This is a genomic window from Pseudomonas sp. ICMP 460 (assembly GCF_002723595.1).
GTDB classification, from domain to species: Bacteria; Pseudomonadota; Gammaproteobacteria; order Pseudomonadales; family Pseudomonadaceae; genus Aquipseudomonas; species Aquipseudomonas kitaguniensis.
In genome coordinates, this window is record NZ_LKBR01000013.1 from 84,526 (window position 1) to 105,589 (window position 21,064).

20 protein-coding genes are annotated in these 21,064 nt (G+C 60.7%); 12 read left to right on the plus strand and 8 right to left on the minus strand.

The window, feature by feature from the left end; genetic code table 11:
- Positions 1-19: 19 nt before the first annotated feature.
- Positions 20-1,588, plus strand: coding sequence for a SulP family inorganic anion transporter (locus AO240_RS11060; RefSeq protein WP_099236571.1), 1,569 nt, complete (start codon positions 20-22; stop codon positions 1,586-1,588).
- Positions 1,589-1,625: 37 nt separating this feature from the next.
- On the opposite strand, the gene aroE is transcribed toward AO240_RS11060, so the two are convergent.
- Together aroE and hemF are read right to left on the minus strand one after the other, a co-directional pair.
- Positions 1,626-2,444, minus strand: coding sequence for a shikimate dehydrogenase (gene aroE / locus AO240_RS11065; protein WP_099236572.1), 819 nt, complete (start codon positions 2,442-2,444; stop codon positions 1,626-1,628).
- Positions 2,444-3,376, minus strand: coding sequence for an oxygen-dependent coproporphyrinogen oxidase (gene hemF, locus AO240_RS11070; protein ID WP_099236573.1), 933 nt, complete (start codon positions 3,374-3,376; stop codon positions 2,444-2,446). Before hemF ends, aroE begins: the two co-directional genes overlap by 1 nt.
- A gap of 158 nt (positions 3,377-3,534) precedes the next feature.
- Here hemF and AO240_RS11075 point away from each other — a divergent pair, with 158 nt between their 5' ends.
- On the plus strand, positions 3,535-4,512 hold the full coding sequence (locus AO240_RS11075; protein ID WP_099236574.1) for an NADPH:quinone reductase: 978 nt from the start codon (positions 3,535-3,537) through the stop codon (positions 4,510-4,512).
- Between the two features lie 215 nt (positions 4,513-4,727).
- Here the strand turns inward: AO240_RS11075 and AO240_RS11080 are convergent, their stop codons facing one another.
- The 3 genes from AO240_RS11080 to AO240_RS11090 form a co-directional block, all read right to left on the minus strand.
- Positions 4,728-5,285: an L-threonylcarbamoyladenylate synthase gene (locus AO240_RS11080; protein ID WP_099236575.1), complete on the minus strand. Its 558-nt coding sequence runs from the start codon at positions 5,283-5,285 to the stop codon at positions 4,728-4,730.
- A 72-nt stretch (positions 5,286-5,357) separates the two neighbouring features.
- Positions 5,358-6,461 carry a DNA-processing protein DprA gene (gene dprA / locus AO240_RS11085; RefSeq protein ID WP_099236576.1) on the minus strand — a complete coding sequence of 368 codons (1,104 nt, stop codon included), beginning with the start codon at positions 6,459-6,461 and terminating at the stop codon, positions 5,358-5,360.
- Positions 6,462-6,524: 63 nt separating this feature from the next.
- The gene (locus tag AO240_RS11090; protein ID WP_099236577.1) at positions 6,525-7,301 is read right to left on the minus strand and encodes a peptidoglycan-binding protein; all 777 of its coding nucleotides are present in this window, start codon (positions 7,299-7,301) and stop codon (positions 6,525-6,527) included.
- Between the two features lie 135 nt (positions 7,302-7,436).
- On the opposite strand from AO240_RS11090, the gene def reads away from it, so the two are divergent.
- The 5 genes from def to AO240_RS11115 all read left to right on the plus strand — a co-directional run bounded on the left by def (position 7,437) and on the right by AO240_RS11115 (position 11,999).
- Complete coding sequence (gene def / locus AO240_RS11095) at positions 7,437-7,943, plus strand: peptide deformylase (protein ID WP_099236578.1); 507 nt, start codon at positions 7,437-7,439, stop codon at positions 7,941-7,943.
- A 68-nt stretch (positions 7,944-8,011) separates the two neighbouring features.
- On the plus strand, positions 8,012-8,965 hold the full coding sequence (fmt, locus tag AO240_RS11100) for a methionyl-tRNA formyltransferase (protein ID WP_099236579.1): 954 nt from the start codon (positions 8,012-8,014) through the stop codon (positions 8,963-8,965).
- A complete protein-coding gene (rsmB, locus tag AO240_RS11105; protein WP_099236580.1) occupies positions 8,962-10,272 on the plus strand; it encodes a 16S rRNA (cytosine(967)-C(5))-methyltransferase RsmB in 1,311 nt (436 codons plus the stop codon). The genes fmt and rsmB overlap by 4 nt, the downstream gene beginning before the upstream one ends.
- 22 nt (positions 10,273-10,294) lie before the next feature.
- Positions 10,295-11,668, plus strand: coding sequence for a Trk system potassium transporter TrkA (gene trkA / locus AO240_RS11110; RefSeq protein ID WP_034110514.1), 1,374 nt, complete (start codon positions 10,295-10,297; stop codon positions 11,666-11,668).
- A 19-nt stretch (positions 11,669-11,687) separates the two neighbouring features.
- Positions 11,688-11,999, plus strand: a complete 312-nt coding sequence (locus AO240_RS11115; protein WP_099236581.1) for a lipopolysaccharide assembly protein LapB — start codon at positions 11,688-11,690, stop codon at positions 11,997-11,999.
- Positions 12,000-12,161: 162 nt separating this feature from the next.
- On the opposite strand, the gene AO240_RS11120 is transcribed toward AO240_RS11115, so the two are convergent.
- Complete coding sequence (locus AO240_RS11120; protein ID WP_058415824.1) at positions 12,162-13,049, minus strand: lysophospholipid acyltransferase; 888 nt, start codon at positions 13,047-13,049, stop codon at positions 12,162-12,164.
- A 40-nt stretch (positions 13,050-13,089) separates the two neighbouring features.
- Positions 13,090-13,647 carry a DNA-3-methyladenine glycosylase I gene (locus AO240_RS11125; RefSeq protein WP_099236582.1) on the minus strand — a complete coding sequence of 186 codons (558 nt, stop codon included), beginning with the start codon at positions 13,645-13,647 and terminating at the stop codon, positions 13,090-13,092.
- 81 nt (positions 13,648-13,728) lie between these two features.
- Between AO240_RS11125 and glyQ the strand changes: the two genes are divergently transcribed.
- The 4 genes from glyQ to AO240_RS11145 all read left to right on the plus strand — a co-directional run bounded on the left by glyQ (position 13,729) and on the right by AO240_RS11145 (position 18,123).
- Complete coding sequence (gene glyQ, locus AO240_RS11130; RefSeq protein WP_003213601.1) at positions 13,729-14,682, plus strand: glycine--tRNA ligase subunit alpha; 954 nt, start codon at positions 13,729-13,731, stop codon at positions 14,680-14,682.
- Positions 14,679-16,733: a glycine--tRNA ligase subunit beta gene (gene glyS / locus AO240_RS11135; protein ID WP_099236583.1), complete on the plus strand. Its 2,055-nt coding sequence runs from the start codon at positions 14,679-14,681 to the stop codon at positions 16,731-16,733. Before glyQ ends, glyS begins: the two co-directional genes overlap by 4 nt.
- Before the next feature lie 2 nt (positions 16,734-16,735).
- Positions 16,736-17,272, plus strand: coding sequence for a D-glycero-beta-D-manno-heptose 1,7-bisphosphate 7-phosphatase (gmhB, locus tag AO240_RS11140; protein WP_177445813.1), 537 nt, complete (start codon positions 16,736-16,738; stop codon positions 17,270-17,272).
- An 80-nt stretch (positions 17,273-17,352) separates the two neighbouring features.
- Positions 17,353-18,123 carry a 1-acyl-sn-glycerol-3-phosphate acyltransferase gene (locus AO240_RS11145; protein WP_058415821.1) on the plus strand — a complete coding sequence of 257 codons (771 nt, stop codon included), beginning with the start codon at positions 17,353-17,355 and terminating at the stop codon, positions 18,121-18,123.
- A 182-nt stretch (positions 18,124-18,305) separates the two neighbouring features.
- Here the strand turns inward: AO240_RS11145 and AO240_RS11150 are convergent, their stop codons facing one another.
- On the minus strand, positions 18,306-19,874 hold the full coding sequence (locus AO240_RS11150) for an ATP-binding protein (protein ID WP_371918620.1): 1,569 nt from the start codon (positions 19,872-19,874) through the stop codon (positions 18,306-18,308).
- A 426-nt stretch (positions 19,875-20,300) separates the two neighbouring features.
- On the opposite strand from AO240_RS11150, the gene AO240_RS11155 reads away from it, so the two are divergent.
- Positions 20,301-21,014 carry a response regulator transcription factor gene (locus AO240_RS11155; RefSeq protein WP_099236585.1) on the plus strand — a complete coding sequence of 238 codons (714 nt, stop codon included), beginning with the start codon at positions 20,301-20,303 and terminating at the stop codon, positions 21,012-21,014.
- Positions 21,015-21,064 lie beyond the last annotated feature (50 nt).

A 21,064-nucleotide genomic window follows, 5' to 3' on the forward strand; every position in this document is an offset into this window, starting at 1 on the left:
CTTTCAACCCGAGTTTGCGATGCCCCGGCCCAACCGCCATACACTCTTGCCCTTCCTCTCTTGGCTCCCGCGCCAAACCCGCGCCAGCGTTGGCCGGGACGCGATGGTCGGCCTCAGTGGCGCGGTGCTCGCGCTGCCACAGTCGATAGCCTACGCGCTGATTGCCGGCCTGCCACCGGAGTACGGCCTGTACGCGGCGATTATCCCGGTGCTGATCGCCTGCCTGTGGGGCTCGTCGTGGCACCTTATCTGTGGGCCGACGGCGGCGATTTCCGTCGTGCTCTACGCCAGCGTCAGCCCACTCGCCGTGCCGGGTTCGCAGGACTACATCACGCTCATCCTGCTGCTCACCTTCCTCGCCGGGGTTTTCCAGTGGTTGCTCGGCATGCTGCGCTTCGGCGCGCTGGTGAATTTTGTTTCGCATCCGGTGGTGCTGGGTTTCACCCTCGGCGCCGCCGTGGTGATTGCCCTGGGGCAACTACCCAACCTGTTGGGGCTGGATTTGCCGAGCCAGGCCACGGCGATCAAAAGTGTGCTGGCGCTTATGGATCACGGCGGCGAATGGGACCACGCCTCGCTCGCCCTCGGCTTAAGCACATTGTTGGCCGGCGCGCTGCTCAAGTATTGGCTGCCGCGCTGGCCGACGCTGCTGATTGCGCTGGCCTTAAGCAGCCTGGCGGCGTGGCTGTGGCCGGCCATGTTCGGGCAGGTGGCGCGGGTGAGCGCGTTTGTCGGCAAGCTGCCGCCGTTCAGCCCATTGCCGCTGGACTTGGACATGCTTCTGCGCCTGCTGCCCAGCGCGGTGGCGGTAGGCATGCTGGGGCTGGTCACCAGCCTGTCGATTGCCCGCTCGTTGTCGGCGCGCTCGCAACAGTTGCTCGATGCGAACCAGGAAGTCCGCGCGCAGGGCTTGTCGAATATCGTCGGCGGATTTTTCTCTGGCTACCTGTCGGCCGGTTCCTTTACGCGTTCCGGCCTCAGCTACGAAGCTGGCGCCTGCTCGCCGCTGGCCGGGGTGTTTTCGGCGGTGTGGGTGGCGCTGTTTGCGCTGTTCGGCGCCGCGTTGATCGCGCACATTCCGCTACCGAGCATGGCTGCCAGCATCTTGCTGATTTGCTGGGGCCTGGTGGACCATCGCAGCATTCGCGCGCTGTGGCGCGTCAGTCGCGCCGAATGTGTGGTGATGGGCCTGACGTGCACCGCCACCTTGCTGTTGGAACTGCAAACCGCGATCTACGCCGGGGTGCTGGCATCGCTGTTTTTCTACCTCAAACGCACCTCGCAGCCGCGCGTGCAGCAGTGGCGCGACGGTGATGAGGACGTGTTGCGCGTCGGCGGCTCGATCTTTTTTGGCGCCAGCCATTACCTGCAAGTACGCCTGCAACGCTTGCACGGCGAGCGCGTGGTGATCGAAGCGCAGCAGATCAACTTTATCGACTATTCCGGGGTCGAGATGCTGCACCAGGAAGCGCGGCGGCTACGAGCTTCAGGCCGTAGCCTGACGTTGCGCCGAGCGCGACCGCAGGTCGTTGAAGAATTGAAAAAACTCGAAGGGGCTGAAAAATGCCCCATCCATTTCGAAGACTGATGTGGGCACAATAATTGTGCACACAGTTGCCGCTGCGTCAGGCCAGTTGGCGGCGCAGTTCGGCCAACACCGGCGCCGAATCCGGGCGTACGCCGCGCCACAGGAAGAACGCTTCCGCCGCCTGCTCCACCAACATGCCCAAGCCATCCATTGCCACGGATGCACCGTGTTCAGTGGCCCAGCGGCAGAACGCCGTCGGCTCTTTGGCGTACATCATGTCGTAGCAAAAGGTTTTGCCGGGTTCGATCAGGCTGCCGGCAATCGGCGGCACATCGCCTGACAGGCTGGCGGATGTGGCATTGATGATCAGGTCCACCGGCTCACTTAGCCAGTCGAAACCGCTGGCGGAAACCGGCCCAAGATCATCGAACAGCTCGGCGAGCAACTCGGCCTTTGCCACCGTGCGGTTGGCGATGATCAGCGCGCCAGGCTGCTCCGCCAACAAGGGCTCCAACGCCCCGCGCACCGCGCCACCGGCGCCCAGCAACAGGATGCGTTTGCCGTGCAGTTGCAACCCGGCGTTCACCGTCAGGTCGCGCACTAAACCTGCGCCGTCGGTGTTATCACCGAGCAGGCTGCCATCGGCCAACTTGCTCAGGGTGTTCACCGCGCCAGCGCGCTGGGCGCGTTCGGTCAGGCTGTTGGCCAGGCGGTAAGCGTCTTCCTTGAACGGCACGGTGACGTTGGCGCCACGCCCTTGCTGAAAAAACTCACGCGCACAGCCGCTGAAGTCCTCTAGCGGTGCGAGCAAGGTGCTGTAGTCCAACCGCTCACCGGTCTGTTCGGCGAACATTCGATGAATCAACGGCGACTTGCTGTGGCCGATGGGGTTGCCGAACACCACATAACGGTCCATCAGACCGCCGCCTTGGGCGTGGCCACGCCAAGCCAGTCGCGGTCTTGCAGGAAATAATCAGTCAAGCGTGCTTCCTCGCTGCCAGCCTCGGCTTTCCAGTCGTAGCTCCAGCGCACTTGCGGCGGCAGTGACATCAGGATCGACTCGGTACGCCCGCCCGATTGCAGGCCGAACAAGGTGCCACGGTCGTAAACCAGGTTGAATTCGACGTAGCGGCCACGGCGAAATTCCTGGAATTCACGCTGCTGCTCGGTATAGGCCATGGCCTTGCGCCGCTGCAGAATCGGCAAGTAGGCGTCGATGTAAGCGTCGCCGATGGCGCGAATAAAGGCGAAGCTGGTGTCGAAGCCCCACTCATTCAAATCATCGAAGAACAGCCCGCCGATACCGCGCGGTTCGTTGCGGTGCTTGATATGAAAGTAGGTGTCGCACCAGGCCTTGTAGCGCGGGTACACGTCGGCACCGAACGGCGCACACGCCTGCTCTGCCACGCGATGCCAATGAATGCAGTCCTCTTCATGGCCGTAGTAGGGCGTGAGGTCGAAGCCGCCACCGAACCACCATACGGGTTCTTCGCCTTCTTTTTCGGCGATGAAAAAGCGCACGTTGGCGTGGGATGTCGGTGCATGCGGGTTGTGCGGGTGAATCACCAGCGACACGCCCATGGCTTCAAACCCGCGACCGGCCAGTTCAGGGCGATGCGCACTGGCAGACGGTGGGAGGCCGCTGCCAAACACGTGGGAAAAGTTAACGCCGCCTTTTTCGATGACCGAACCGTTTTCAATCACACGTGTGCGCCCGCCGCCGCCGGCTGGCCGGGTCCAGGCGTCTTCAATAAAACGAGTGTCCGGCTCAAAGGTTTCCAGAGCGCTGCAAATGCGCTCTTGCAGATCAAGCAGGTAGGCTTTAACAGCCTCGGTGTGGGTAGTCATGGCGTCACCTTTATCGGGCAAAGCTACGCGAGGCCATTGGGCGTCGGCGGCAAATGGGCGCACAGGATAACACCGCACACACGTGCGCCGCAGTTGACGAAGGTCACGCTTAGGAGTCCGATAGGGTGCTTCGTACAGTCGACTCAAGGAGAAGGTAGATGGCTAAACGTATCCAGTTCAGCGCCCATGGCGGCCCGCAAGTGCTTGAATATGTTGACTACACACCGGCAGAGCCAGGCCCGCAGCAGGTTCGGGTGCGTAACAAGGCGATTGGCCTGAATTTCATCGACACCTATTTTCGCAGCGGCCTTTATGCACCGCCGGCATTGCCATCGGGGTTGGGCGCGGAGGGCGCCGGCGTGGTCGACGCGGTCGGCAGCGACGTCACTCAATTCAGCGTCGGCGACCGTGTGGCCTACGGCAGTGGCCCACTGGGCGCCTACAGCGAACTGCACGTGTTGCCCGCCGCCAACCTGGTGCACCTGCCGGACGACATCAGCTTTGAACACGCCGCCGGTGCCATGCTCAAGGGCCTGACCGTGCAATATTTGCTGCGCCAGACCTATGAGCTGAAGGGCGGCGAAACCATTCTGTTCCACGCGGCGGCGGGTGGCGTGGGCTCACTCGCGTGCCAATGGGCCAAAGCCTTGGGCGTGAAGCTGATCGGTACCGTAAGCTCGCCGGAGAAAGCCGCCTTGGCCAAATCCCTCGGCGCGTGGGAGACCATCGACTACAGCAAGGAAAATGTCGCACAGCGCGTACTGGAATTGACCGACGGCAAAAAGGTGCCGGTGGTGTACGACGGCGTCGGCAAAGACACCTGGCTGACCTCGCTGGACTGCGTAGCGCCACGAGGTCTGTTGATAAGTTTTGGTAACGCATCGGGCGCGGTGGATGGCGTGAACCTTGGGATTTTGGCCGCCAAGGGCTCGCTGTATGTCACCCGGCCAACGTTGGCGACTTACGCCAGCAACCCAAAAGACCTGCAGGTAATGGCGGATGACCTGTTCTCGATGATCAAGAGCGGCAAGCTGCGCATTGACATCAACCAACGGTTTTCATTGGCCGAAGCGGCGAAGGCGCACACGGAGTTGTCGGGGCGTCGCACCACCGGATCGACGATTCTGTTGCCGTAAGAGCGTGAGGCCTCATCGTGAGATTGCGCCTATAGCGGGGCGCTTCCCACATCAAAAGCCGACCCAATCTCCCAGGCAGAATGCACTCAAACTGTGGGAGCGGGCTTGCTCGCGATTGCAGTGTGTCAGATGAGTATTTTTAAACTGACACACCGCAATCGCGAGCAAGCCCGCTCCCACAGAAAGCGTGTTTGATCCACTCCGCCAACTCGGTCTCAAGAGGGCCGCACAACCTCACCCGTCGCCAGGTCACGAATCAGGCTTGGGTTTTTACGCCCGCCCAAGGCGCCACCCAATACCAGGTCGACCTGGCCACGGAAATACTGCTCCACACGAATTCGCGTGCGCGCTGCCGGGCGGCCCTGCGGGTTGGCCGAGGTGGAAATCAACGGCCCTGTCAGCGCGCACAAATCGCGCACCAGCGGGTGATCGCTGACGCGCAAGGCGACCGTGTCGTGCACACCGGTCACCCACTCGGGCAGCAAGTTCTGATGCGGCACCAGCCAGGTATTCGGCCCAGGCCAGGTACTGGCCATGCGCTCGATCCAGGTGTCGGGGAAGTCTTCAAATAGAAAATCGAACTGGCGAATGTTGTCTGCCACCAGGATCAGGCCCTTGTCCACCGACCGATTCTTGATCGCCAGCAGACGGTCTACCGCTGCCTCGTTCCAAGGGTCGCAGCCCAAGCCCCAGACCGCTTCGGTCGGATAGGCAATCACCGCGCCTGCGCGAATTTCTCGTGCGGTTTCCAGCACACGCCACCTGTTGACCATTGCTCACTCTCCGGACTAAAGCTCTGCGCAGTTTACCGATGTTCTTTGCAAAACCCAGCCACAAAAACCACGCTAAAAAAGCTGGCGGCGCGCAAGCCAGCGCCCGCTATCGCAGGTCACCAAGCCTTCAAGCTCAAGCTCCGTCAGCGTCGCCAGCACCTGCGACAATGCGCGCCCGCTGGCAATCGCCAGGGCTTCGCTGGTGTGCGGCGCCGCGTGCAGCAGTGCCACCAACGGATGGGTGACGGGCATCGGCGCAGGGCGGGACAACGCTTGCCAACCGCGCAGGCCTTCGAGAATGTGCTCGATGGACTCCACCAACGTTGCGCCATCGCGGATCAATTGATGACAGCCCTTGGCGCCGGGATGATGGATGGAGCCTGGGATCGCATACACCTCGCGCCCTTGCTCACCCGCCAGCCGCGCGGTGATCAACGAACCACTGGCCATGCCGGCTTCTACCACCAGCACCCCCAACGACAGCCCGCTGATGATTCGATTGCGCCGCGGAAAGTTGGCGGACTGCGGTGCGGCGTCCAGCGGAAACTCGGAAACCACTGCGCTGCCTTGGGCAATCATCGCTGCCGCGAGCTGTCGGTGGCGCTGTGGATAAAAGTTTTCGAGGCCTGTGCCGAGCACGCCGATTGTCTGCCCGCCGACATCCAGCGCCGCTTGATGCGCAGCGCCGTCGATGCCCAACGCCAAGCCGCTGGTGATGACAAAACCGGCGCTCGCCAGGCTGCGCGAAAAGGCCGCTGCAGTGTCCAGGCCGGGCCTGGAAGCACGGCGGCTGCCGACCATCGCCAACTGTGGTTTTTCAAGAATTTTCGGGTCGCCTGCAACAAACAATAAAGGTGGCGCATCGTCAATCTGTGCAAGCAGCGCGGGGTACTCGGGCTGGTCCCACATCAGCAAATGCTGGGCGGGACGCGCAAGCCACGCTAATGCGTGGCTGGCGCCATCACGTATTTCGGGGCTGCGTCGGGCCTCGGCGCTGCTGGCCGGCAACCCCAGCGAGCGCCAGGCACTGGCCGGCGCACTGATCGCCTTTGAGGCAGAACCGAACGCGTCAATCAATACGCGAAACCGCTTGGGACCCAGCTCCGGCAGCCTGTGCAAGCGTAGTCGAGCTTCCAGCTCAGACGGGGAAATTTCACTGCTGTTTATCGGATACATTTAATCGTCCTTGACCGGAACAAGCTGTGGATAACTCTGTTGGTAACTTATTTAGCAAGCTACTTATTCGGCCCGATCGGTAGCCTCGAATCGATCCATTACGGCCAGTGAACGCGAAGCGCTGAGCACCAGGCCATAACTGAGCTTTTCGTACGTGCGAAACACCAGCACGGTGCCGGCACGCTCATCCGGCAGTGTTGTCGCCGCCCCGCTGATAACGTCGCGCACGGTGGCGCCAGCCTTGATCACCGTCAGCAGTTGGCCTTCGAGCAGGCCGTCGCGGCGGCCCTTGTTCAAGGTCACGGCATCCCGCACGCCGATCTGGGTCACGCCTTTGGGGATGTCGATGATGTGCCCTTCGATAAAGGGTGCAGGCTTGGGCGTTTGCAGGTTGGCCAGCTCGACACGCGGTTCGGCACGCAGCAAACGGTCGCCCGGGCGCACTTCCTGAGTCACCCGTTGCACCGCCAGGGTGGTGAGGTCGCCGGCCGTTACAAAACGTGCGGTGCCGATGTCGTCGGCGTTGATACCCAGCAATTCCTGGGTGTCGGGGTCGATGTAGGTTTTGCCCCGACGAAAGATCCCATAGGTTGGCTGGGCCGGGTCCAGATGACCCCGCGCGTGCACACGCTCGCCATTGGCGCCGAGTACGCGACCGGCCGCGGCTGCGACGATGTACGGCGCGCTGTCCAGTTCCTGGGGCGTATTGAGGATGCGGTTATGCACTAGAAAGTGCTTAATAGCCTGCTGCGTCGTTTGATTCAGCGCTTGGCCGGGCTTTGGAATCAGGGCCGTGGCGAGCGGTGCCCACAGCAGCAAGACGAGTAGCGATTTCCTCATGGGGTGAATCTCCTTTATTATGTGCGTTCGCGTGAAATGCCATAGCCTTCGCGGCTTCCGAACGTTTCACACCGGCTGTGTGGGTCCATCCCAACGCCGATTTGCCTCTACCTCACATGTGCAGCAATTACGCTTATGGCTATTTTGAACATCCTCGAATTTCCCGACTCGCGCCTGCGCACAATCGCCAAACCGGTGGACGTAGTGGACGACAAGGTTCGTCAGTTGGTCGATGACATGTTTGAAACAATGTATGAAGCACCGGGCATCGGCCTCGCCGCGACCCAGGTCAACGTGCATCAACGCGTCGTGGTCATGGACCTGTCGGAAGATCGCAGCGAACCTCGGGTGTTTATCAACCCCGAGTTCGAACCGCTGACCGAAGAGATGGGCGAATACCAGGAAGGCTGCCTGTCGGTGCCGGAGTTCTACGAAAACGTCGAACGCCCGGTACGCGTGAAGATCAAGGCCCTGGACCGTGACGGCAAGCCCTACGAGCTGGTTGCCGAAGGCCTGCTGGCGGTGTGCATTCAGCATGAATGCGACCACCTCAACGGCAAGCTGTTTGTTGATTACCTGTCCACGCTTAAACGCGACCGGATCAAGAAGAAGCTGGAAAAAAAGCATCGCCAGCAAGCTTGATTCCCTTCTTCCAAAGGCTTGCTGCGGCAAGCCTTTTTCTTTTGTGACTGTTTTTAACGAGACCTCCCATGACCGAGCCACTGCGCATTGTTTTTGCCGGCACTCCTGAATTTGCCGCCGAACACCTCAAGGCGTTGCTTGCCAGCCCTTATGAAGTCGTCGCGGTGTACACCCAACCGGATCGCCCGGCCGGTCGCGGGCAAAAACTGATGCCGAGCCCGGTCAAGCAGCTGGCGCTTGAGCACACTATTGATGTGTTGCAACCGCCGACGTTGCGCAACGCCGAGGCTCAAGCTGAGCTGGCAGCATTAAAACCGGACCTGCTGGTGGTGGTGGCTTATGGCTTGATCCTGCCGCAAGCCGTGCTGGATATTCCACGCCTGGGCTGCATCAACAGCCATGCGTCGCTGCTGCCGCGCTGGCGCGGTGCGGCGCCGATTCAGCGCGCGGTGCAAGCCGGTGACGCTGAAAGCGGCGTGACCGTGATGCGCATGGAGGCGGGTCTGGACACCGGCCCGATGCTGCTCAAAGTCATCACCCCGATCAGCGCCGAAGACACCGGCGGCAGCCTGCACGACCGCCTCGCCGAGATGGGCCCGCCCGCCGTGATCCAGGCCATCGCAGGGCTCGCTGCCGGTACGCTGGAAGGCGAAGTACAGGACGACAGCCTGGCCACCTACGCGCACAAACTGAACAAAGATGAAGCCCGCATCGACTGGAGCCGCCCGGCCGTGGAACTGGAGCGCCTGGTGCGCGCCTTCAACCCTTGGCCGGTCTGCCACAGCATGCTGAATGGCGAAGCGTTGAAAGTACTCGCCGCCACGCTGGCTGACGGCCAAGGCGCCCCCGGTGAGATCATCGGCGCCAGCAAAGACGGCCTGCTGGTGGCCTGTGGTGAGCAGGCGCTGTGCCTGACCCGCTTGCAATTGCCGGGTGGCAAAGCGCTTAATTTCAGCGATTTGTTCAACAGCCGTCGTGAGAAATTTGCCTTGGGCAGCGTACTCGGGGCGGTCGCGCAATGAACCCGCGTCTGGCCGCCGCCAAGGCTCTCGCCGCCGTGCTCAATGGCAAGGCGTCGCTGAACAGTTCATTGCCGACTCAGATGGACAAGGTGGAAGACCGCGACCGTGGTTTCACCCAAGACCTGGCCTTTGGCACCGCGCGCTGGCAGCCTCGTTTGTCGGCGCTGGCCGCCAAGCTGCTGCAAAAGCCATTCAAGGCAGCCGATGCGGATGTGGAAGCGCTGCTGCTGGTCGGCCTTTATCAGCTGCTTTACACCCGTGTGCCAGCCCACGCCGCCATCGGTGAAACCGTCGGTTGCGCCGAAAAACTCAAAAAGCCTTGGGCCAAAGCGCTGCTCAACGCCGTGTTGCGCCGCGCGCAACGCGAGAGCGAAGCGCTGCTGGCCGAGCTGGAACATGACCCGGTGGTGCGCACCGCCCACCCGCGCTGGCTGCAAAAATCCCTCAAGGCGTTTTGGCCTGAGCAATGGGAAGCCATTTGCGCGGCCAACAATGCGCACCCGCCGATGATTCTGCGGGTCAACCGCCGCCATCACCGCCGCGACGCGTACCTGCAATTGCTGAGCGCTGCCGGCATCGCGGCCACACCGTGCGTGTTCAGTGTGGACGGCATCGTGCTGGACGCCGCCAGCGACGTGCGCAGCCTGCCGGGCTTTGCCGAAGGCTGGGTGAGCGTGCAGGACGAAGCCGCGCAACTGGCCGCCGACCTGCTCGACCTGGCGCCTGGCCAGCGCGTGCTGGACGCGTGCTGCGCACCGGGCGGCAAGACCTGTCACATCCTCGAAGTCGAAAAAGACCTCGCCGGTGTGGTTGCGGTGGACCTGGAAGCCAAACGGTTGGTGCGCGTGCGCGAAAACCTTGCGCGCCTGGGCCTGAGTGCCGACCTGATCGCCGCCGACGGCCGCGACACCGCCACCTGGTGGGACGGCAAACCGTTCCAGCGCATCCTGCTGGACGCGCCCTGTTCCGCCACCGGCGTGATCCGCCGCCACCCGGACATCAAGCTGACCCGCCAAGCTGATGACATCGCTGCCCTGGCCGCGTTGCAAGGCGAACTGCTCGACGCGCTGTGGCCGACGCTGGAAGTCGGCGGCATCCTGCTCTACGCCACCTGCTCGACCTTGCCCACCGAAAATACCGAGGTGATCGCGGCGTTCCTGGCCCGCACCAGTGGCGCACGTGAGCTGGACCTGGCCACGGCTGCCGGTATCAAGCAGCCGCATGGTCGCCAGTTGCTCGCGCAAGAAGGCGGGCACGATGGCTTCTACTACGCCAAACTGATCAAGATTGCCGCCGCGCGCGGCTGAATGGGTTTAAGGGAGTGACCGGATGAAAATCATCATCCTCGGGGCAGGGCAGGTGGGTGGCTCGCTGGCTGAACATTTGGCCAGCGAAGCCAACGACATCACTGTGGTCGACACCGATGCCGAGCGCCTGCGCAACCTCGGTGACCGCCTCGACATCCGCACCGTGCAAGGCCGCGCGTCATTCCCGACAGTGCTGCGCCAGGCAGGCGCCGACGATGCCGACATGTTGGTGGCCGTGACCAACAGCGACGAGACCAACATGGTCGCCTGCCAGGTCGCACACACCCTGTTTCACACCCCGACCAAAATCGCCCGCGTGCGTGAGGCGGCTTACCTGACCCGCGCCGGCCTGTTCGACAACGACGCGATTCCAGTCGACGTGCTGATCAGCCCGGAGCAGGTGGTAACCCATTACATCAAGCGCCTGATCGAAATTCCCGGCGCCTTGCAGGTGATCGACTTCGCCGGCGGTAAAGCGCAATTGGTCGCGGTAAAAGCCTATTACGGCGGGCCGCTGGTGGGCCAGCAACTGCGCCAACTGCGCGAACACATGCCGAATGTGGAAACCCGCGTAGCCGCGATTTTCCGTCGCGACCGGCCGATTCTGCCGCAAGGCGATACGGTGATAGAGGCCGACGACGAAGTGTTTTTCATCGCCGCCAAGGCGAATATTCGCGCCGTCATGAGCGAAATGCGCCGCCTCGATGAGACCTACAAACGCATCGTCATCGCCGGCGGTGGGCAGATCGGCGAGCGCTTGGCCGAGGCGATTGAAAGCCGCTACCAAGTGAAAATCATCGAGATGAGCCCGGCGCGCTGCCGGCATTTGTCCGACACGCTCGACAGCACTGTCGTACTGCAAGGCAGTGCCTCGGACCGCGACCTTCTAATGGAAGAAAACATTGCCGACGCGGATATTTTCCTGGCCCTGACCAACGATGACGAGGCCAACATCATGTCTTCCTTGTTGGCCAAGCGGCTGGGGGCGAAGAAGGTGATGACCATCATCAACAACCCGGCTTACGTGGACCTGATTCAGGGCGGCGACATCGACATTGCCATCAGCCCGCAACTGGCGACCATCGGCACCTTGCTCGCGCACGTACGCCGTGGCGATATTGTCAGCGTGCACTCGCTGCGGCGTGGCGCGGCGGAAGCCATCGAGGCAATTGCCCACGGCGATTCGAAGTCGAGCAAGGTCATCGGCAAGGCCATTCGCGATATCGGCTTGCCGCCGGGCACCACCATTGGCGCGATCATCCGTGACGAAGAAGTGATCATCGCCCACGACGACACGGTGATTGCAACGGGCGACCACGTGATCCTGTTCCTTGTGGATAAAAAACACATCCGCGATGTGGAGAAGTTGTTCCACGTCGGGCTGAGCTTCTTCTGACACAACGGAGTACACCTGCATGCTCGAATCGCTGGAGAAAATGCTCGCCAAGGGTGTGGATAACTCGCTGCTGCGCTTTGGCTTGGGCAAGGGTTATCTGGACCTGAAGGACTACGCCAAGGCGGCGGAGCATTTGCTCAGGTGCGTCGAATTTGACCCGAAGTACTCGGCGGCGTGGAAGTTGTTGGGCAAGGCGCAGCAAGCGCAGGGCGACAGTGGCGCAGCACGACAGGCGTGGGAGAAGGGTATCGAAGCGGCCCAGGCGCATGGCGACAAACAGGCCGAGAAAGAGATGACGCTGTTCCTGAAGAAACTCGACCGCAAGGCTTAACGCGCTACCCAAAAAGTTGGCTTAACTGCTCAGGCCAAAAATGTGGGAGGGGGCTTGCTCCCGATAGCAGAGTGTCAGTCAATTTATCTGTAACTGATAGACCGCCATCGGGAGCAAGCCCCCTCCCATAGTGTTTGTTGTCGACCTTGAGTCAGCCGTGTATCAATACCACCGCGCCTCGCCCGGCGGGCGTTTCTTGAAGCGCTTCATGCTCCACATGTACTGGCTCGGGTAGGCGCCGACATAACGCTCGACCACCTTGCTCATCGCCGCGCAGGAGGTGGCGGTGTCGGTGCTGTACATGTCTTCCGGCGCGGCTTCCAGAATCACTTTGTAACCCGAGCCGTCCGGCAGCCGCAGGGCATGCAGGAACACGCCAACCGCCTTGCCACCGGCGAGCATGTTCGGCACGAACTTGCTGGTCAGCGCCTGAGTGGCGAAGAACGGCACAAAGATGCCGGCCGATTCTGCCGGTTCCGGGTCGGCAGGAATGCCCACCTGGCCACCTTTACGCACTTCTTTGATCACACTGAGAATGCCTTCCTTGGTCGACGCCGCGACGCGGTTACCCAGTTGCACGCGCTGCTTGCGCAGCAAATCATCCACCGCCTTGAGCTTCGGCGGGCGGTAGAAAATGATCGGTTTGCACTGGCTGCAATAGAAGTGGTTCAACACCTCCCAGTTGCCCAAGTGGCTGGTAATGCCGACCACGCCTTTGCCGGAGGCCAATGCTTGGTGCAGCACGTCCAGGCCTTCGACTTCGCGTACCAGATCAATCGAGCGCTGCGCCGGCCAGATCCACGCGCAGGCGCTTTCAGTCAGGGACTTGCCGATGTCCATCAAGCTCTGGCCGACCAAGCGCTCGCGCGCGGCGGGGTCCATGTCCGGGAAGCATTTGGAGAGGTTGATCCGCACCGTTTCGCGCGAGCGGTTGGGGGTTTTCCACATGATCCAGCCAATCGCCGTGCCGACGGCCTGTACAGCGCGCCAAGGCAGCAGGGCAAACAACCGCAGAGCGCCTACCAGCAAGGCGCCTTTAAACTTTTCCACAGGTCACTCCTGATCAAATGTAGTGCGCAAAACCGCCATTCTAACCGGCGTTGGCCAAAACCGCGTAACGGTCGCAGTCTTGGGTGTGGTCCATGACCATGCCCGAGGCCTGCATGAATGCGTAGCAAATGGTCGGGCCGACAAAGGTGAAGCCGGCTTTTTTCAAGGCTTTACTCATGGCTTCGGCTTCTGGCGTGATCGCCGGGACTTGGCTGCGATCCTTGAAGTGGTTGACCTTGGGCATGCCGCCGACAAACGACCAAAGCCAACCTACCGGGTCTTCCAGCGCCAGCCAGGCGGCGGCATTACGCCGGGTGGCATTGAGCTTGAGGCGATTGCGCACAATGCCGGGGTCGAGCATCAGCGCCTCAATCTCGGCGTCGGTCAGTTGCGCCAAGCGCTGCGCATCAAAGCCGAACAGGACCTTTCGATAATGCTCGCGTTTGCGTAAAACGGTGATCCAGGACAGGCCCGCCTGGAACCCTTCGAGCAAAAGTAACTCGAACAAGCCCTGCGCATCGCGCAGCGGCGTTCCCCACTCCTGATCGTGATAAGCCATGTACAGCGGATCTTCAGAACACCAAAAGCAGCGTGGCATAAGGCTCCAGGGGATGGTGGCGCGGCCGAATCGGGTATACTCCCGCTCTTTAAATCGCAGCCCAAGTAACAGGTGAATTTCGTGAGCCAGCCTACGCCAGCCGTGCGTACCTTCCAAGACTTGATCCTCGCCCTCCAGCAATACTGGGCCGAGCAAGGTTGTGTGGTACTTCAGCCCTACGATATGGAAGTAGGCGCCGGCACTTTCCACACCGCTACCTTCCTGCGGGCCATCGGCCCGGAAACCTGGAACGCCGCTTATGTGCAGCCCAGTCGTCGCCCGACTGACGGCCGCTACGGCGAAAACCCGAACCGCCTGCAGCATTACTACCAGTTTCAGGTGGTGTTGAAGCCGAACCCGGACAATTTCCAGGAGCTGTACCTCGGCTCGCTGAAACATGTTGGCCTGGACCCGCTGGTGCACGACATCCGTTTCGTCGAAGACAACTGGGAGTCGCCAACGCTGGGCGCCTGGGGCCTGGGTTGGGAAGTTTGGCTGAACGGCATGGAAGTCACGCAGTTCACGTACTTCCAGCAAGCTGGCGGCATTGAGTGCTACCCCGTGACCGGCGAGATCACCTACGGTCTCGAGCGCCTGGCCATGTACCTGCAGGGCGTGGACTCTGTGTACGACCTGGTGTGGGCTGACGGCCCGTTCGGCAAAGTCACCTATGGCGATGTGTTCCACCAGAACGAAGTGGAGCAATCCACTTACAACTTCGAACACGCCAACGTCGAAAAACTCTTCGAACTGTTCGACTTCTATGAAAGCGAAGCCAAGCGCCTGATCGAACTCGACCAGCCGCTGCCGTTGCCGAGCTATGAAATGGTCTTGAAGGCGTCCCATACCTTCAACCTGCTGGACGCCCGCCGTGCCATCTCGGTAACCGCGCGTCAGCAATACATTCTGCGTGTACGCACCCTGGCGCGTTCCGTCGCCCAAGCCTACCTGCTGGCGCGCGCCAAGCTGGGCTTCCCGATGGCAACCCCGGACCTGCGTGATGAAGTGTTGGCTAAGCTGGAGGCTGCACAATGAGTGCTCAAGATTTTTTGGTTGAACTGGGCACCGAAGAGCTGCCACCCAAGGCACTCAATACCCTGGCCGATGCGTTCCTGGCCGGTATCGAAAAAGGCCTGCACAGCGCTGGCCTGAAGTTTGAAGCGAAAAAAGTCTACGCCGCGCCACGTCGCCTGGCCGTGTTGCTGACCGCGCTGGAAACCCAGCAACCGGACCGCAGCATCAACCTCGACGGCCCGCCGCGTCAGGCGGCGTTCGACGCGGAAGGTAACCCGACTCAAGCCGCGCTGGGTTTTGCCAAGAAGTGTGGCGTCGAGCTGAGCGAAATCGACCAGAGCGGCCCGAAACTGCGTTTCAGCCAGGTCATCACCGGCAAGCCAACCGCCAGCCTGTTGCCGACTATCGTTGAAGACTCGCTGAACGACTTGCCGATCCCCAAGCGCATGCGTTGGGGCGCGCGCAAAGAAGAATTCGTACGCCCAACCCAGTGGCTGGTGATGTTGCTCGGTGACCAGGTCATCGATTGCACGATCCTTGCTCAGACAGCCGGTCGCGAATCGCGTGGTCACCGCTTCCACCACCCGCAAGCGGTGCGTATCACCTCGCCGGCCAACTATGCCGCCGACCTGCGAGCCGCCTACGTGCTGGCCGATGCCAACGAGCGTCGCGAACTGATCAGCAAGCGCACTGAAGAGCTGGCCCGCCAGCAGGAAGGCACCGCTATCGTGCCGCCAGGCCTGCTTGATGAAGTGACCGCGCTGGTTGAGTGGCCAGTGCCGCTGGTGTGCTCGTTCGAAGAACGTTTCCTCGACGTGCCGCAAGAAGCGCTGATTACCACCATGCAGGACAACCAGAAGTATTTCTGCCTGCTGGACGTGGACGGCAAATTGCTGCCGCGCTTCATCACCGTGGCCAACATCGAAAGCAAGGACCCGCAACAGATCATCGCCGGTAACGAGAAAGTCGTTCGCCCGCGCCTGACCGACGCCGAGTTCTTCTTCAAGCAAGACAAAAAGCAGAAGCTCGAAGACTTCAACCTGCGCCTGCAAAACGTGGTGTTCCAGGAAAAACTCGGCAGCGTTTACGACAAAGCCGTACGCATTTCCAAGCTGGCCGCCTACATTGCGCCGCGCATCGGCGGTGACCCTGCCTGGGCTGCGCGCGCGGGTGTGCTGTCCAAATGCGACCTTGCCACCGAGATGGTGGGCGAGTTCCCTGAGATGCAAGGCGTTGCCGGTTACTACTACGCCCTCAACGATGGCGAGCCGGACGAAGTAGCCCTGGCGCTGAACGAGCAGTACATGCCGCGCGGTGCCGGCGCAGAATTGCCGACCACCTTGACCGGTGCGGCCGTGGCCATCGCCGACAAGCTCGATACGCTGGTCGGTATCTTCGGTATCGGCATGTTGCCCACCGGCAGCAAAGACCCGTATGCCCTGCGCCGTGCCGCGCTGGGCGTACTGCGCATCCTGATCGATAAAAAGCTCGACCTCGACCTGACCCAAGCCGTGGTGTTCGCGGTCGGCCAATTCGGCGCCAAGGTCAAACAAGCCGGCTTGGCCGAGCAAGTGCTCGAATTCGTCTTCGACCGCCTGCGTGCGCGTTACGAAGACGAAGGCGTGGACGTGTCCGTGTACCTGTCGGTGCGTGCCCTGCAACCGGGTTCGGCGCTGGACTTCGACCAACGCGTGCAAGCCGTACAAGCGTTCCGCAAACTGCCGGAGGCCGATGCACTGGCTGCCGTGAACAAGCGTGTGTCGAACCTGCTGAGCAAGGCCGATAACCTCGGCACTGCCGAAGTCGACCCTGGGCTGTTTGCCGATGCCAAAGAGTTCTCGCTGAACTCCGCCATCGCCAAGGCAGAAAACGCGGTGAAGCCATTGATCGCCGAGCGTAATTACGCCGAAGCGTTGGCGCGACTGGCCAGCTTGCGTGAGCCGGTGGATGCGTTCTTCGAAGCCGTGATGATCAATGCCGAAGATGCGGGTGTACGCAAAAACCGCTACGCCATGCTGGCGCGTCTGCGCGGCTTGTTCGTCAATATCGCTGATATTTCGACGCTGAGCTGACTATGTTGAAACTGCTGATTCTCGATCGGGACGGGGTGATTAATTATGACTCCGACGCTTACATCAAATCGGTGGCGGAATGGATTCCACTGCCCGGCTCGATCGAGGCCATCGCGCAGTTGAGCAAAGTCGGCTGGACGGTGGCCATCGCTACCAACCAGTCCGGCATCGCCCGCGGCTATTACGACATCGCCACGCTGGACGCCATGCACGCGCGCTTGCGCACGTTGGTGGCTGAGCAGGGCGGTGAGCTGGGGTTGGTGGTGTATTGCCCACACGGGCCGGATGAGGACTGCGATTGCCGCAAACCCAAGCCCGGGATGTTGAAAACCATTGCAGAACATTACAAGGTACCGCTGGCTGGGCTATGGTTTGTCGGGGACAGCCTCGGTGACCTGGAGGCGGCCAAAGCCGTCGACTCTCAGCCAGTTTTGGTTAAGACCGGGAAAGGCGAAAAGACCCAGGCGAAAAACCTGCCGGTAGGCACCTTGATTTTTGACGATCTGGCGGCGGTTGCCGCAGAACTTATTAACAACTAGCCGCCCCGACTTCCTGATCAGGATTGCTCGGGAGTGCGCTTTTAGCAGGCGGGCCATGACCCGCAACGGTAAATGCTGCCATGTCGATCTTGCAGGCCATCAGAACCTTTTTCTTTTACCTGCTGCTGGGCACCAGTTCGTTTCTCTGGTGCACCCTGAGCTTTTTTATTGCGCCGTTCCTGCCGTTCAAGGCGCGCTATCGTTTTATCAACGTTTACTGGTGCCGCTGCGCGTTGTGGCTGAGCAAGGTATTTCTCGGCATCCGCTTCGAAATCAAGGGCGCTGAAAACGTCCCGCAGCAGCCTTGCGTGATTCTGTCGAACCACCAAAGCACGTGGGAGACGTTCTTCCTCTCGGCGTACTTCTCGCCGCTTAGCCAAGTACTCAAGCGGGAGCTGCTGTACGTGCCGTTTTTCGGCTGGGCCATGGCCATGCTGCGGCCGATCGCTATCGACCGCGATAACCCCAAGGCTGCGCTCAAGCATGTGGCCAAGAAGGGCGACGAGCTGCTCAAAGATGGCGTTTGGGTGCTGATTTTCCCGGAAGGGACTCGCGTGCCGTTCGGCACCGTCGGCAAGTTTTCGCGCGGCGGCACAGCACTCGCGGTCAACGCCAACCTGCCGGTGCTGCCGATTGCGCACAACGCCGGCAAGTTCTGGCCAAAGACTGGCTGGGCGAAACGCGCCGGTACGATCACCGTGGTGATTGGCCAGCCCATGTACGCCGAGGGCGAAGGCCCGCGTGCGATTGCCGCGTTGAATGACCGCGCTGCAGCCTGGAACGAAGCGCAGCAACGCGCCATGGGTTCGCTGCCGCCGGAGCCTGTTGTGGTCGAGACGCCAGTGCTATAAAAAATTGTGGATAACCTGTGTACGGTTTGTTCGTAAACTGCCAGTTTTCATACATAAAGAGCTGATTTTATTACATATTTCTTAAGCTCATAAAATACCGAAAACCGTGCATAAGTTTTTCCCGCATTAAAAAACCGGTCCTTGAGACCGGTTTTTTATGCACAACCAAAAAGCCGGTTATTTCAGTCGTCCAGCAACGGCAATCGCAGGCTGAAGGTAGAGCCTCTACCCAACTCGCTTTGACATAAAATGCGCCCGTCGTGACGCTCTATTACCGCTTTAACCATCGTAAGGCCCAACCCCAAACCCTCGCTGCCTTGCGCCGAATCAAACCGCCGATATTGGCTAAACAGCTCCGGCAGATCCGCTGCGGCGATGCCTGACCCTTGATCGCTGATACGGCATTCCAACCAACCTTGCGCGCTGCCATGGCTCAACCTGACTGTGGTGCCGGAGGGTGAGTATTTAATCGCATTCTCCAGCAGGTTGAACAACGCGCGAGTCAGCAGTGATTGATCGGCTAACACCATGCCGTCGTCCGCCTCATCCAGGTCATGCACCAGACGGATACCCTTGAGTTGAGCGGTTACCGCCACCTGGTCGAACGCATCCATTACCAACATAGCGAACAGTGACGGCTGGAATTGGTAACCGTCCGCTTCGGCTTTGGCCAACTGCACGAAGGATTCGGTGAGGTTCAAGGCGCGCTTAACCTGTTGTTCGATCTGGGCAAATATCGGTGAGGTGTCGTTGTGCACATCCAGCAACGCGAGGATCGCCGAATGCGGGGCGCGCAGGTCGTGGGAAAGGAACCGCAGCATGGTCTCACGATGCTGCTGAGCGTCACGCTCTTTGCTCAAGTCGGTAAGGCTCAACAGCCAGCCAAGCGCGAGATCCCCTTCAGCCGGCAACAGCGGTGCAAGCTCTATGCGCAGGCTGCGCTGATGCACGTCACGAAACTCAATCAGCTGCATCGCCGACAGGGCAGGGCGAACGCCATTGTGCAGCGGCGGATACCCCAGGTCGGCGAGTTGCTCCAGGATGTTTTCAGTCACCAGGTCATTACCAAACACATCACGGGCAACACGGTTGGCCAACAGGACGCTACCCTTCGGGTCGGTAATCAGCGTTGCTACCGGCAGGCATTCCAAGCCGTCTGCCATAAAGCGGCGCGTATCGCGTGTACGACTGACCGCCTGCTCAAGCGCAAATATCTGCCCTTGCAGCACATCACCTTTGCTGGCCGGTGCACGACGCCGTTCCGGCAGTACTTTGGGTTCGTTATCCAGGCGGGCGAGTTCCCAGCCGAAGTACGCAACGATCACGCTGAGTCGGCGCCAATTCCAGATCAAATAACTGAGCAGCAAGCCAATCAGGCACGCAGCGGGTGACCACCAATGACCGAAGCGCAGCAGCGCCCATGAGCCAAGCAACGCACCAGCCATGCAAAGCAGCGTCATCCACAGCGCATAGCGAGGTCGATACAGCAGCAAGCCCAGCAGCAATGCCACCAGAGAAGTCGCCGTCAGCGCCGCGAACCAACCGGGCACATCGACGATGCTGCGACCTTGCACCCAACCCTTCAGCACATTCGCCTCAAGCTCTACGCCAGCCGTGGAGGAAAAGGCCAGCGACAGGCAAGCAGTGAAAGGCAGCAAGACCAAACCAATCCACACCCACTCGCGAAACAAGTCGTGAAACAGCAGCTGCGCCCGAGTCGGCTGGCGTTGTTCGGCCTTGCGCCACAGCATCACGAGGCTACCGCTGCGCGCTGGCGCTGCGGTTGATAACGAATTGTTGAAGGTTTCATAGAGCCCAGTACACCTTCCAGGTGATGTGCGTTAACGCGAGTGGCTGATTTGTGACCCTTCAGGCCTCACGGTGAAAAAAGCGCTTGCAGCACCATAGCGTACATCGGGGCAGTGCATGACACGCCCGAAAGGCAGCAAATGCATTTGGCACTGATACTGTTCCTAACAGGTGAGAGCCGGTATCTTCGCTGTAGGTATCGCGGTCCTTGAATGGACTTCAGGCGTCTTGGTATCAGCGTACCGCCAGAACCGAAGGTCGTTGAATCCAGCCACAATTATTCAGATTCAAAGACTGGCAACGGCGCAGTCAGTGCCGTTATCAAACGGGCCGTCGGCTGCCGTATTCTTAGTAGAAAGGACCCTCCTATGCGTGTCGCGATACTGGATGACGAGCCCGCTGAATTGCGTCGGGTTGAACAGACACTGCGGCAGATCCCCAGCACGGCGGATCAACCTTGGTCACTGCATTGCTTCGAGCGTGGTGAAGACCTGCTGCGTCAGTTGCGCCGCGAGACCTTTGACCTATTGATACTCGACTGGCAATTACCCGACATCACAGGTATCGCACTGTTGCGCTGGACGCGTGAACACATGGAGTCACCGCCCGCGGTCATCATGCTCACCAGCCGTGATGCCGAAACCGATATTGTCACCGCGTTGAACAGCGGGGCGGATGATTACCTCAGCAAACCGTTTCGCCCCAACGAGCTAAAGGCTCGGGTCAGCGCCGTTTTACGCCGCCACGGCCTGCAAAAATCTTCCACCCATGAAGTACAGAGTTTCAACGACCTGACCTTCGACGATGCCGAGCTGACCGTCACCCGCGCGGGTAAACCCATCACATTGACCGAGCGCGAATACCGCTTGGCGAGCTGCTTGTTTGCCAACCTGGCACGCCCGCTGTCTCGGGAATACCTGTATGAGCGCTTCTGGACGCATGAAGAAATAGCCTCATCGCGGCCACTCGACACGCATATCTATCGACTGCGCAACAAGCTGGGGCTCACCGCGGATCGCGGTTGGCAGTTGCTGACGATTTATGGGTATGGGTATCGATTGGAGAGCGTGACGCCGGCTTAAGCTCGGTGGGAAATTCGATGTTCCACGTGGAGCATTCTCAAATACCGGGC

Bases quoted from the DNA above. Each gene is read 5' to 3' on its own strand.
- AO240_RS11060 (WP_099236571.1), top strand. From the start codon at position 20: ATGCCCCGGCCCAACCGCCATACACTCTTGCCCTTCCTCTCTTGGCTC.
- aroE (WP_099236572.1), bottom strand. From the start codon at position 2,444: ATGGACCGTTATGTGGTGTTCGGCAACCCCATCGGCCACAGCAAGTCG.
- hemF (WP_099236573.1), bottom strand. From the start codon at position 3,376: ATGACTACCCACACCGAGGCTGTTAAAGCCTACCTGCTTGATCTGCAA.
- AO240_RS11075 (WP_099236574.1), top strand. From the start codon at position 3,535: ATGGCTAAACGTATCCAGTTCAGCGCCCATGGCGGCCCGCAAGTGCTT.
- AO240_RS11080 (WP_099236575.1), bottom strand. From the start codon at position 5,285: ATGGTCAACAGGTGGCGTGTGCTGGAAACCGCACGAGAAATTCGCGCA.
- dprA (WP_099236576.1), bottom strand. From the start codon at position 6,461: ATGTATCCGATAAACAGCAGTGAAATTTCCCCGTCTGAGCTGGAAGCT.
- AO240_RS11090 (WP_099236577.1), bottom strand. From the start codon at position 7,301: ATGAGGAAATCGCTACTCGTCTTGCTGCTGTGGGCACCGCTCGCCACG.
- def (WP_099236578.1), top strand. From the start codon at position 7,437: ATGGCTATTTTGAACATCCTCGAATTTCCCGACTCGCGCCTGCGCACA.
- fmt (WP_099236579.1), top strand. From the start codon at position 8,012: ATGACCGAGCCACTGCGCATTGTTTTTGCCGGCACTCCTGAATTTGCC.
- rsmB (WP_099236580.1), top strand. From the start codon at position 8,962: ATGAACCCGCGTCTGGCCGCCGCCAAGGCTCTCGCCGCCGTGCTCAAT.
- trkA (WP_034110514.1), top strand. From the start codon at position 10,295: ATGAAAATCATCATCCTCGGGGCAGGGCAGGTGGGTGGCTCGCTGGCT.
- AO240_RS11115 (WP_099236581.1), top strand. From the start codon at position 11,688: ATGCTCGAATCGCTGGAGAAAATGCTCGCCAAGGGTGTGGATAACTCG.
- AO240_RS11125 (WP_099236582.1), bottom strand. From the start codon at position 13,647: ATGCCACGCTGCTTTTGGTGTTCTGAAGATCCGCTGTACATGGCTTAT.
- glyS (WP_099236583.1), top strand. From the start codon at position 14,679: ATGAGTGCTCAAGATTTTTTGGTTGAACTGGGCACCGAAGAGCTGCCA.
- gmhB (WP_177445813.1), top strand. From the start codon at position 16,736: ATGTTGAAACTGCTGATTCTCGATCGGGACGGGGTGATTAATTATGAC.
- AO240_RS11145 (WP_058415821.1), top strand. From the start codon at position 17,353: ATGTCGATCTTGCAGGCCATCAGAACCTTTTTCTTTTACCTGCTGCTG.
- AO240_RS11150 (WP_371918620.1), bottom strand. From the start codon at position 19,874: ATGCTGTGGCGCAAGGCCGAACAACGCCAGCCGACTCGGGCGCAGCTG.
- AO240_RS11155 (WP_099236585.1), top strand. From the start codon at position 20,301: ATGCGTGTCGCGATACTGGATGACGAGCCCGCTGAATTGCGTCGGGTT.